General features: G+C 52.0%; 10 protein-coding genes and 1 rRNA gene. 7 read left to right on the top strand and 4 right to left on the bottom strand.

The window, feature by feature from the left end; genetic code table 11:
• Positions 1-8: 8 nt before the first annotated feature.
• Entirely contained in the window at positions 9-950 is a 942-nt protein-coding gene (locus H627_RS0105470) for an L-lactate dehydrogenase (protein ID WP_027828122.1), read from the bottom strand.
• A gap of 197 nt (positions 951-1,147) precedes the next feature.
• Here H627_RS0105470 and H627_RS0105465 point away from each other — a divergent pair, with 197 nt between their 5' ends.
• Entirely contained in the window at positions 1,148-1,828 is a 681-nt protein-coding gene (locus tag H627_RS0105465) for a metal ABC transporter ATP-binding protein (RefSeq protein WP_027828121.1), read from the top strand.
• Between the two features lie 14 nt (positions 1,829-1,842).
• Positions 1,843-2,640 (top strand): metal ABC transporter permease, encoded by a 798-nt coding sequence (locus tag H627_RS0105460; protein ID WP_027828120.1) that lies wholly within the window; start codon positions 1,843-1,845, stop codon positions 2,638-2,640.
• Here H627_RS0105460 and H627_RS0105455 read toward each other — a convergent pair.
• Positions 2,637-2,846, bottom strand: coding sequence for a hypothetical protein (locus H627_RS0105455; protein ID WP_027828119.1), 210 nt, complete (start codon positions 2,844-2,846; stop codon positions 2,637-2,639). The genes H627_RS0105460 and H627_RS0105455 overlap by 4 nt on opposite strands.
• Before the next feature lie 290 nt (positions 2,847-3,136).
• Complete coding sequence (pepF, locus tag H627_RS0105450; protein WP_162143227.1) at positions 3,137-4,933, bottom strand: oligoendopeptidase F; 1,797 nt, start codon at positions 4,931-4,933, stop codon at positions 3,137-3,139.
• A 189-nt stretch (positions 4,934-5,122) separates the two neighbouring features.
• Between pepF and H627_RS0105445 the strand changes: the two genes are divergently transcribed.
• The 4 genes from H627_RS0105445 to H627_RS0105430 all read left to right on the top strand — a co-directional run bounded on the left by H627_RS0105445 (position 5,123) and on the right by H627_RS0105430 (position 10,726).
• Positions 5,123-6,172 (top strand): LCP family protein, encoded by a 1,050-nt coding sequence (locus H627_RS0105445; RefSeq protein WP_027828117.1) that lies wholly within the window; start codon positions 5,123-5,125, stop codon positions 6,170-6,172.
• 156 nt (positions 6,173-6,328) lie between these two features.
• Complete coding sequence (locus tag H627_RS0105440) at positions 6,329-7,777, top strand: amino acid permease (RefSeq protein WP_081674711.1); 1,449 nt, start codon at positions 6,329-6,331, stop codon at positions 7,775-7,777.
• A gap of 70 nt (positions 7,778-7,847) precedes the next feature.
• Positions 7,848-8,228: a hypothetical protein gene (locus H627_RS19150; protein WP_051225203.1), complete on the top strand. Its 381-nt coding sequence runs from the start codon at positions 7,848-7,850 to the stop codon at positions 8,226-8,228.
• Positions 8,229-9,181: 953 nt separating this feature from the next.
• Complete coding sequence (locus tag H627_RS0105430; RefSeq protein WP_027828115.1) at positions 9,182-10,726, top strand: ABC-F family ATP-binding cassette domain-containing protein; 1,545 nt, start codon at positions 9,182-9,184, stop codon at positions 10,724-10,726.
• Positions 10,727-10,776: 50 nt separating this feature from the next.
• Here the strand turns inward: H627_RS0105430 and H627_RS0105425 are convergent, their stop codons facing one another.
• A complete protein-coding gene (locus H627_RS0105425) occupies positions 10,777-11,127 on the bottom strand; it encodes a glycoside hydrolase domain-containing protein (RefSeq protein WP_027828114.1) in 351 nt (116 codons plus the stop codon).
• A gap of 441 nt (positions 11,128-11,568) precedes the next feature.
• Between H627_RS0105425 and H627_RS0105420 the strand changes: the two genes are divergently transcribed.
• A 16S ribosomal RNA gene (locus H627_RS0105420) occupies positions 11,569-11,741 on the top strand; the annotation flags it as partial.

Raw genomic sequence — 11,741 nt, 5'->3', positions numbered from 1 at the left:
GGTCCTGTTTACTTGGCGGCCATGACGTCAGCCAGATTCTGTTTCAAAATCCCGGCAGATTCGGTGAGCCGTTTCATATCAGTCGGATTCAGATCCAACTCAATGACCCGTTCCAACCCATTTTCTCCAATAATGCAGGGCACCCCAATGGAGACGTCGTGCAAACCGTATTCGCCGTCCAAGTGCACCGACATAGCGAAGGCAGAGCGCTGATCGCCAAGAATGGCGGCAGTGATCCGGGTCAGACTAGTGGCGATGCCGTAGAACGTGGCCCCTTTCTTATCGATGATCGAGTAGGCAGCAGTCTTAACGGTGTTGGCGATATCGTCTAAGGTTTCCTCCTGCTTGTCCGCTGGCAGCCAATCCTTGATTGGTTTGCCGCCGATACTGACGTAATCCCAGGTCGGGAATTCCGAATCGCCGTGTTCGCCCAGGATATAACCGTGGACGGCCCGGGCGTCAATGTTGAAGCGCTGGCCAATCTCGGACCGCAAGCGGGCGGAATCCAGAGCCGTGCCGGAACCAATCACTTGATTACGGGGCAGACCGGTGATACGCAGCACGAGTTCGGTGAGGATATCCACCGGGTTGCTGGCGATGAGAATGATGCCGTTGAAACCTGACGACATGATCTGGTGGGAGATATCCGTCAGGATCTGGGCATTCTTTTGCAGCAGTTCCAAGCGGGTTTGCCCCGGCCGTTGGGCAATGCCGGCAGTGATGACGATCAGGTCGGCATACTGACAGTCGTGGCAATTGGCGGCATAAATGTTTTTTTGGGCTGCATAGGGCAGGGCGTCATTCAAGTCTTCTACGTCGCCTTGAACCCGTTCCATATTGATGTCGATGATCCCCAGACTCTGACCGACTCCCGAGGTCAGACAGTTGAAGGCAAAGCTGGAACCGATTGCCCCGTCGCCGATCAAAATAATATTTGCTAGTTTAGGCATATGCATTGCTTCCTTCCATGTTTTCCAACAGTCATACCAATATCGTGATTCTGACTACATTGTACCGTGGTGGGAATGCAAACGCTATTAATATGACTTATCGCTCAGACATGCACGACGGCTCATATATCCTGTTAGGGGACCATGCTATACTAGAAAATACTGATTAATTGTAAGCAAAGGAGCAATAAAACTTGATGGGACAGCCATTAATTCAAGCGGCAGATTTGAGCCAAGCCTTTGGCGATCGAACCATTTTCTCCCACATCAATTTCACCATTCCCCGTGGGGCAATGGTCAGTTTAGTCGGGGCGAACGGGTCGGGCAAGACAACGCTGACGCGCATCTTGTTGGACATCTTGAAACCTACCAGCGGTCAGGTCACTACAGCCGGTGATGGTCATTTACAGGTGGGTTATGTGCCGCAGTTTCGTAACTTAGACCGGGACTATCCGTTATCGGTCCGCAGTTTTGTCCAGCTGAATCAGCTGGGCCGGCCCTGGCCGTGGCACACGGCGGTTGAAAAGCAGGCGCTGAATCATGTATTGACCGAGACCAATTTGCTTAAGCTGGCAGCCACCCCCTTAGGGATGACGTCCGGCGGCGAGAAGCAGCGGGCATATTTGGCCCAGGCACTGGTGAACCAGCCGGATTTGCTGATTCTGGACGAACCCACCGCCAGTTTGGACGTGGCGGTCAAGCATGAACTGATCGGTTTGGTCCGCCAGCTGAACCAGACCAATGGTTTGACCGTGTTGTTTGTCACCCATGATCTGCCTTTGGCCAAAGAGTTTACGGATCAGTATCTGCTGCTGCAAAACGGCCGCATGAGTACTGGTTCGGCCCAGGCCATCACAGACGACATGATTTCGGATTAGGGAGGGACGATTAGATGTTTCAACTCGAATTTATGCGCAATGCCTTTGTTGCCAGCACCTTTATTGCCCTGACCTGCGGGATCATCGGGGTCTTCGTGATCGCCCGGAACCTGTCGTTTTTGGCCCATACATTATCCGAAATCGGCTTTGCCGGGGCGAGTTTCGGGGTCTTCACAGGATTGGCGCCGCTGGACGGGATGCTCCTGTTCACCATGATCTCCGCCGTGGCGGTGGGTGAGATGTCCACGGAGCAATCCCGCCGGGAGGCGGCGATCGCGGCCATTTCTTCTCTGTTCATGGGGCTGGGTATCCTGTTTCTTTCGCTCGCTAACAAGAGCGCCAGCTATGCGACCAATATTTTATTCGGCAGTATTATCGGCATCAGTGTCCACGAAGTGTGGCAGCTGGTCGTGCTGTCGCTGTTTATGCTGGTGGTCATGTTCTTTGCCTACCGCTATCTGGTGTTTGATTCCTTCGACAGCATCGGCGCCCGGGTGCAGCATTTGCCCAAGCATTTCTTATCTATCCTGTTTCTGCTGATGCTGGCGATCAGTGTCAGTATCAGTGCCCAGATCGTTGGCTCGCTGCTGGTCTTCGTCCTGCTGACGCTGCCGGCCTCCAGTGCCCGTTATTTGGTCCATACCGTGCCGAAGATGCTGCTGATTTCGGTTGCTTTGGCGTTGCTGGGCGTCTGGGGCGGACTGGTGCTGGGTTACTATACCAACTGGCCGGTGACGTTCTTCATCGCGACGATTGAAGTCGTCATTTATTTAGGCACACTGTTGTATGCCCGAGTCGCCCAGGGCGATTAGTCGCCGTAATGAGCTTGCAGAGCAGGCAGTTCCTCTGGCAGGCACATGATTTGCCGTTCTCCTACGGTGTACACGATAATCTCAGTCGGCAGCAGGTCCGTGGCACTAAATAATTGCATGTCCCAGCGGTGATGGTAGCGCGGGCCGTCTTGGACGCAAGCTAGCCGGCTGGCAGGCTTCTTGGCGAATGAAGAAATGCAGTTCATGACTCACGGCTACCCCTTCCATGGGCAGCGCATCAATATAGTGCCAGAGCAGGCGGCAAAAATAGGCCGGAGTTTGCTCTTGAATGCCTGGGGTCAACAGGCGTGGCGGGCTTTGTTCAACAGGGCTGGACATCATCGGGGACGCCTCCTCATCATGTTCTTTATTCCATTGTACGGAATCCCCCGGGCCAGTGATATCTCAATAAGCACGCAAAAAACGCTGATTCCTGTGATGATTTTTCATCATTCGAGGGATCAGCGCTTTTCTATCTGTTCAAAAATAACGAATGTTAGACTAATTTCTCCAAAGCATCCAGCCGGTCAGCGAAGACGCGGAAGGCGTTCTCCAGGTAGTCGGCCTGGGTCATATCAACGCCGGCGCTTTGCATCGTGTCGATGGCATAGCGGGAGGAACCGCTCTTCAAGAAGTTGTTGATGTAGCGATCCACCGCGCCATCAGCGCCGCTGGTGATCTTGGCGGCCAGAGTGGATGCCGCCGCGAAGCCGGTTGAATATTGATAGACGTAGTAATTGTAGTAGAAGTGGGGGATTCGGCTCCACTCCAAGGCAATTTCGGGATCCTTGGCGGTCTCAGGGCCGTAGTAGCGGGCATTCAGGTCGCCGTAGAACTGACTCATACTGTCGGCAGTCAGCGGCGTGCCCTGCTGCTGGGATTCGTGGATATGGTGCTCGAATTCTGCAAACTGGGTCTGGCGGAAGACGGTGCCCTTGAAGCCGTCCAAATAGTGGTTCAGGACATAGGCTTGAACGGCGGGATCCTTTTGTGTCTTTAATAAGTAATCCGTCAGAATGTTTTCGTTTGTAGTGGAGGCAATTTCTGCGACGAAGATTGGATAATCACCGTACTGATAAGGCTGGTTGTGCCGCGTATACCAGGAATGAACACTGTGGCCAGTTTCGTGGACCAGGGTGTACAGGTTCTCCAGATCGTCCTGCCAATTGAGCAGTTCATAAGGCGGCGTGTCGTAGGCCCCGCCGGAATAGGCCCCGGAGCGCTTGCCTTTATTTTCGACCACGTCAATGTAGCGATTGTTGAAAATCTCGTCGACATGGCTCAAGTAGTCCTCTCCCAACACACTCAAGGCGCGGCGGGCTTCCTGCTTGGCTTCGGCAAAGGTGTAGCTGAGCTGGGGCGTGCCGGTGATCGGAGTATACATGTCATACATGTGTACGGTGTCGAGCTTCAGCAGCCGCTTGCGCAGTGCCACATAGCGGTGGAGCAGGGGCAGGTGGGCGTTGACTTGTTCGATCAAGGTGTCATACACACTGGCCGGAATATGGTTGCGGGCCATGGCTGCTTCCCGGGCGCTGCTGTAGTGGCGGACTTGGGCGGTATAGTTATCGGCCTTGATCTGGCCGGCCAACGTGCTGGCAAACGTGTGCTGATATTGGCCATACGCGGCATACAGGCCCTGGAAGACGCCTTTGCGCACGTCCCGATTAGGTGATTGCAGCAAGGTGCTGTAGACGCCGTTGGTCAACTGAACGTCATTGCCGTCCTCATCTTTGACCATGGGCAGCTTCAGATCGGAGTTGCTCAGGACGTTGAAAGTCTGGGCAGAGGAAGAAAAGACATCCTCCGCAGCCGCCAGCAGCGCCTCTTGGTCGGCGGGCAGCACGTGGGCCCGTTTGACCGTGATCACTTCAATGAAGTGGCGATAATCAGCCAGTTGGGGGGTATCGATGAAGAATTGCTCTAGCTTGGCCTCTGGGATGGCCAGGATTTCCGGTTCCATGAAGGCTGTTGCGGCGGACACCTGAGCGGCTAGCGCCGAGGCTTGGGCATCGTAGCTCTGGTAATGGGCATTGCCGGTGTCCTGATCACTGCGCATGCTGGCGTAGACGTAGACTTTTTCAAAAGTCCGGTAGACACTCAGAATGGCCTGGATACCCTTGAGCAGTGCTGCCCCGCTTTGGCCCAGCGTGCCGACGTACTGCGTCAGATCAGCTGCCGCCGTTTTCACTTGGGCAAAGGTCTTTTCCCACTCTGCATCGGTGGCGAAAACCTTGGTCAAATCCCAGGTTAAGTCCTCAGGTACTTGGTCCCGGGTGGGTTGTTTGGTGATTGTACTCACATTGATCCCTCCAAAGATTAAGATATGCCTAGTATACCTGTTCATATCCCGGGACGCACGTGTATGCTATAGTGTATTCTGTTTCTTTAAGACCTGCTAAAGCCAGCGCTATCGCTTTTGCATTTAGCTGGCGTTATAGTATGATAAATACCAGAATTTTACTGGAATCGAGGTTACATCGTGGATTCACGCAGTCGTAAACGGCCCCCAGTGCGTCATCGGGGCTTCAAGATTTTCTTTCTGTTTCTCTTCATTGTCCTCGCCGCTGGCGGCGCCTACGCCGCGCGGGTGTTCTATCAGACGAAGAGCGCCATTGATAAGACGTATAACCCCATTGATGATAAAAAGGTCTCGACGACGATTCAGGATAAGAAACCATTCTCGATCCTGCTGTTGGGCGTCGACACGGGGGCTGAGGGCCGAATCGATCAGGGGTCGACCAACCAGGGCGATGCGAATTCGGATACCATTATTATCGCCACCGTGAATCCCGACCAAAATAAAGTCACGATGACCAGTATTCCCCGGGATACCGTTGCAGAGATCGTCGGTCGGCCGCAGCAGGATATTGAAAAGATCAATGCAGCGTATAACTATGGCGGCGAAAAAATGGCGATCAACAGCGTGTCTAAACTCGTCAATGTCCCAATTGATTACTATTTAACAATTAATATGGGCGGTTTGGAGAAAATTGTCGACGCGGTCGGCGGGGTGGACGTGGATAATCCGTTTGCTTTCACGTCGTCATATACGGGCGGTCAGCATTTTCCAAAGGGCGAACAACATTTAAACGGGTCAATGGCCTTGGCTTACGCCCGAATGCGGCATGAAGATACCACCGGCGACTATGGTCGGCAAAAACGGCAGCAGCAGGTCATTAAGTCGATCGTCAAGAATGCTCTTTCAATCGGGACGTTGACCCGGTTGCAGACATTGCTGGATTCAGTGTCCAGCAACATGCGTACTAACCTGACTACTGATGATATGATGAGTATTTTCAGCAATTACCGCGATACGGCGAAGAATATGGTCAGTGCCACGCTGCAAGGTCAGGATGCCTGGATTGGCGACGGTGCCTATCAAGTACCCACCAGTGCAGAATTGCAGAAGGTGTCGGACAATATCCGGACCGCCCTGGGTTTAGAAAAAGAGACACTGAATAATGAGAACATCCGCTTGAATGCCCAGAACCCGAACTTCCAGGTGGGCGGGGAGTACTACATTCCTTGATGGCTCTGGTCTAGGCCAATTCTCATACCGCTTTCACGGGAACACCCCTTTTCCACTCACTGAATACTTACACTGTTCACAAGACAGAAACCTGTTATTTCCACTATAATTGGTTTCTGTCTTTTTATCGTGCTCAAAAATCACAAGAAAGCGGGAATATTTGTGGCAGCAGAACAGAAACAATTGCGCTGGTATAACATTGCGCTCTTAGCATTCGTGGCCGTCTGGGGCCTCGGGAACGTCGTCAACAACTTCTATAACCAAGGATTGACGGTCATCGTTTCCTGGATTTTGATCATGATCTTGTACTTTGTCCCCTACACCTTAATGGTCGGTCAGCTGGGGGCGACCTTCCCCGCTGAAGGGGGCGGGGTGACCTCCTGGATTGAGAAATTGTCCGGAAAAAAACTGGCCTTCTTCGCGGCCTGGACTTATTGGGTCGTCCACGTACCGTATTTAGCGCAAAAGCCCCAAGCTATTTTGATTGCCTTTTCGTGGCTTTTCCAAAGCAACGGCAGTTTCGTTAACTCCAACAAAGGGATGATGGTCCAGCTGCTGTGTTTGGTCCTCTTCCTCTTCTTCATGTGGATGTCGTCCCGGGGGATCACGACGCTGAACCGGTTGGGCAGTATTGCCGGGTCGGCCATGTTCATCTTGTCGATTCTCTTCATTTTGTTGGGCGTGTCCGCACCGATGATGACCGGTTCCACCATCGCGACGGCCCATATGGATCAGCTTTCCAGCTATATTCCGAAGTTTGACTTGAATTATTTGACCACCATCGGAATGCTGATCTTCGCTGTGGGCGGGGCGGAAAAGATTTCGCCCTACGTCAATAAAACCCATGATCCGGCCAAGGAGTTCCCTAAAGGGATGATTGCCCTGGCCATTATGGTCGCTATTTCTGCTGTATTAGGCTCTTTTGCCATGGGTATGATTTTTGACGCCCATCATTTACCTGCCGACTTGTATGCCAACGGTGCCTACATGGCGTTCCAGCGGTTGGGTGATTTTTACCATGTCGGCAATCTGTTTATGTGGGTCTATGCGGTGACTAACGCCATGGCTTCCATGGCGGCATTAGCCGTATCCATTGATGCGCCGCTGCGGATGCTGCTGGCGGATGCCGATCCGCATTTTGTTCCCCAAGCATTGAGCAAGAAGAACAAGCATGGCGTTTACATCAACGGCTATGTGATGACGGCAATTTTAGTCGGGATCATCATTGTTCTGCCCGCCTTCGGTATCAAGGGGATGAATGATTTGTATGGCTGGCTGCTGAACCTGAACGCCATCGTCATGCCGATTCGTTATCTCTTTGTTTTCTTGGCCTACATGATGCTCAGCCGCCAACTGAAGAAATTCCATTCCGACTATACCTTTACGAAGAGCAAGACAGTGGGCTTTATCGTTGGTCTGTGGTGCTTCCTCTTCACTGCGTTCGGTTGTATTCTCGGGATGATCCCCAAGGCCGGTTTTGTCCATGATGTTACCGGCTGGTGGTTCCAACTGGGGCTGAACATCATTACCCCCATTGGCTTGCTGGCTTTAGGCCTGTTGTTGCCGATCATTGCCCGGCGCCACGAGATTGCCGAGAAGCTGTAACCGGCTTTGCTCCAACATTGAGATTGCTGTAAAGTAGGGCTATCGAAACGTAGAGGAGCTGAATTTCGGCGTGCGCAAGAATATGATTTCCACCATTATCATGGCTCTGATGGCCTTCATTGCTGGCTTCGTGGCTTTTGCCATCCTGCTGTCCCGAATCGGTCACTATCCCCTCTGGGTCGCCGTAATCGGCGGTATTTTGGGCGGCGGCGCGGTGGCTTATGCGGAATACTATCATTTGCGGCAGCGGGCCAACATCAAAGCCATTGTCCAGGAATATCGGTTGACCAGTGATGATTTGGCACGGATCACCGGGGAACGGAGTACTGATTTTCCCATTTATCATGGCGATCTATCTCTGATCGTGCCGAAGCGGCGCTGGGGCCTTATCGAGAAGAAGCTCCAAACCTGGGCGGCTGAAAATCCCCGGCCAAATATTAAGAAAAAGTAAAGGCTTACATTATTTGTGGGCAAGGGTTGCAACCGGTTCCAGTACATGCTATATTATAGTTGTGGAACGGAAGAGGGAACAACCTCAGAACTTCTCAAGCAGCACAGCAACAATTGGCAACATCGGATCAAGAATCAAGCAACATGCATCATCGTAGCAAGAATCATGGTCCACGTACCAACTGGAGCATCCCGGAAATGCCGGTAAGACTCCGCGTCTTGGGTCTGACCGAGACGATGTCGGATCCAGCCAGCACCAAGTGTCGAGTTAGGAATGCCAGAGTGGTCTTTCCAGAGGTCAGCACTAACGGCGGAGAGTGCGACTGCACTCCGCCCAGGTGAGAGCCAGATAAGACGTCGAAAGACGTTGGGTCGTTGTATCGTCACAGAAGGATTGTGGTCAAAGCTTCGGGCGCAGCAGGCGTTCAAGAAATGGCCCACAAGCACTGGAAAGCAACATTGGAACACCGCATCAGAAACACGGTTCCAGATACAGTAACGCATCACGCAACACGAGTTTCCGGTACGCGAGTTTCAACAGCAACAAATGAACAAGTGCAACACCATGCATCAACCGATCCAAATAATTGTCGGAGGTGTCTGTTCTATCACAGAACAACAACACGTTCCAAGCATCATTGCAGATTGTACCGCCATATAGAGACAATAAGGGCGTAGATCGTTGCATCGCGAGAGTGCGGTGCACCACCGCCAAACCTAACTGACTGGTTTATAGTCAACGTGGTGGTGTCGGCAATTGATGGACAACTGAATAAAGTATCACGAGGTGGAAAGTAATTACCATTTTGGCGAGTAACGCAAACAATGGTTGTTCCTCTGTTCCTGATTAGCAGGATTCAAGTAAGAGAAGGCTTGAATCCTGTTTTTTTGCGTTCAATTTCTTTCCGTGGCATACTGGATAGCAGTATTTTCTGAAAGAAGGAGGCGCCGCCGATGGCCCTATTGTCTGTCACCCATCTCAGTCATCAATTTATGGATAAACAACTTTATATGGATGCTGAGCTGGTGCTCAACCCCCATGATCGGATGGGTATCATTGGGCAAAACGGGGTGGGTAAAAGTACCCTGATTCATATTATTACCGGTCAGCTCATCCCGGATGAAGGCCGGGTGGACTGGCAAAAACGGGTTCGTTACGGCTATTTAGACCAGTATGCCAAGCTAAGCCCCGGCGTGACTATCAATGGTTTTTTGCACTCTGCCTTCGCTGATCTGTATGCTGATGAAAAACGGATGAACGATTATTATACGGACTATGCCAGTAATGGCGATGCAGATGTGTTGGCCAAAGCGGGGACGATCCAAGAGGAACTGGAAGCCGCGGATTTCTATAACATCGATACCCGGGTGGATCAAGTAGCCACTGGACTAGGACTGGCTGAATTAGGCGCGGATCGGGACGTCACCAAGCTGTCCGGCGGTCAGCGCTCGAAGCTGATTTTGGCCAAGCTGCTGCTAAGTCAGCCGGATGTCCTGCTCTTGGACGAACCGACCAACTTCTTAGACAAGGACCATATCGATTGGCTGATCAACTTCCTGCAGGCCTTTAACGGGGCCTATATTGTGGTTTCCCATGACTATGATTTCTTAGATCAAGTGACAAATGTAATTTGTGATGTTGAATTCGGCAAAATTACGCGATATACCGGCAACCTGAAGCAAGCCTTGAAGTTGCGGGACCTGGCTCATGAGAGCTATATGCGGGAGTTCAATAAGCAGCAGGAGAAGATCAACAAGGCAGAGGCCTATATCCGCAAGTACAAGGCCGGATCACGCTCCAAGAGCGCCCGATCCCGGGAGAAACAGCTGGCCCACGTTGACCGGCTCACTCCGCCAGGCAACACTAAACGGCCGGTGCTGGATTTTCCCTATGTGGATACTGCCAGCGAGATTTTGGTCACGGTCAGCGATCTGCTGATCGGGTACGACCAGCCGTTATTGAAAGAACCGTTGAATTTCTCTGTTGGCCGCGGCGAAGTCGTGGTCTTCGCCGGCTTCAATGGGGTCGGGAAGACGACCCTGCTGCGGACGATTCTTGGCGAGCTGCCGGCCCTGGGCGGTGAAGTCGATAAGTCGTCGACCATGATTCCTGGCTATTATGATCAGGAACTGCACTGGCAGGCACCGCTGGCGTCACCTTTGCAATACCTTCAGGGCATTTTTACTAAAGCCCAGCCCCGGACACTGCGCCAGGCATTGGCCCGGACTGGCCTGACTGCCCAGCAGGCGATGAGCCCCATTCACGAGCTCAGCGGCGGCGAACAATCGAAGGTCAAATTGGCCAAGCTGCTGCTGACGCCCAGCAATCTTCTCCTGCTGGATGAACCGACGAACCACCTGGACGAGGCCACTAAGGACGCTCTGCGCACCGCCATTCAGGCATTCTCCGGCGGGGTCATTCTGGTTACCCATGAAGAGGGCTTCTATGATGATTCTTGGGTGGACAAGGTGTTGGATATTGCGTCGTTGAGAAAATAAGGGATCAAAAAACGGCTGTCTTCCGTTGCTGGGAGACAGCCGTTTTCGGTTTAAGCCTGCAAGGCTTGGACTTCTTTGATGATTCCGTCAAACTCAGTGACCAATGTCTTGTATTGATCGATTTGGTCGCCATACTTGGCATTGAATCCCGCCAAGCCGTTGGCTGCGAATTCGTACTCGTATTGGAAGATCGCTTCGTAGTTCTTTGCCAGCTTTGCCAGCAGCGCATGATTTTCCGGGCCACTCATTTGCAGCGCCATTTGGATTACTCGAAAATCTGTGTAGGCTAATTCGAATTGCACCGCCCATGCCCGCATGAAATCGTGTTGCGCCTGAATGTGCAGAAAGTGATGATCGACCGTCCATTGCAGCCGATCGATGGAATTTTTAACATCAAGCATCGCCATAATCATTTCCCCTTTCAACTCGTTGAATACCCGCACTATAGGCTTCGCGGGGGCTGCTGGTCAATTAATGTGCTCACTTCTGGGCGCCTTTTTTCAACTTTTTTCGAAAAACAGTTGACGCTGTATGGTTCAGCTGGTATGATATTTTTCGTTGTCATTTTCCAAGACAGCGACAACCCATATGAGCGACGCAATGTTGATTGAAAAAAAGATGTTGACATGAGCTGCTCGCCATGATATATTATATGAGTTGTCGCTTGAGACAACAAAGCAACGCAGGCCTTTGAAAACTGAACAAAGTTTTGACGAACGGATCACATATCTTCCTTCGGGAAGATAAGCAATCCCACAAATGTATCGGTACTCAGCTTCGGCTGAGGCAACATTTGCGAATGTCAATTTCGCAAGCAAGTAAATTTATTGAGCCGCAAACTTTTAAATGAGAGTTTGATCCTGGCTCAGGACGAACGCTGGCGGCGTGCCTAATACATGCAAGTCGAACGAGGCTTGGTCAGTTTGCGGTGGTGCTTGCATCACCAATTACCGATCAAACCGAGTGGCGGACGGGTGAGTAACACGTGGGTAACCTGCCCTTCAGCAGGGGATAA

The sequence above is a fragment of the Schleiferilactobacillus harbinensis DSM 16991 genome, assembly GCF_000425885.1.
Taxonomy (GTDB): domain Bacteria; phylum Bacillota; class Bacilli; order Lactobacillales; family Lactobacillaceae; genus Schleiferilactobacillus; species Schleiferilactobacillus harbinensis.
Note: the sequence above shows the minus strand (reverse complement) of the source record. Positions and strands in the feature narration are given on the sequence as shown.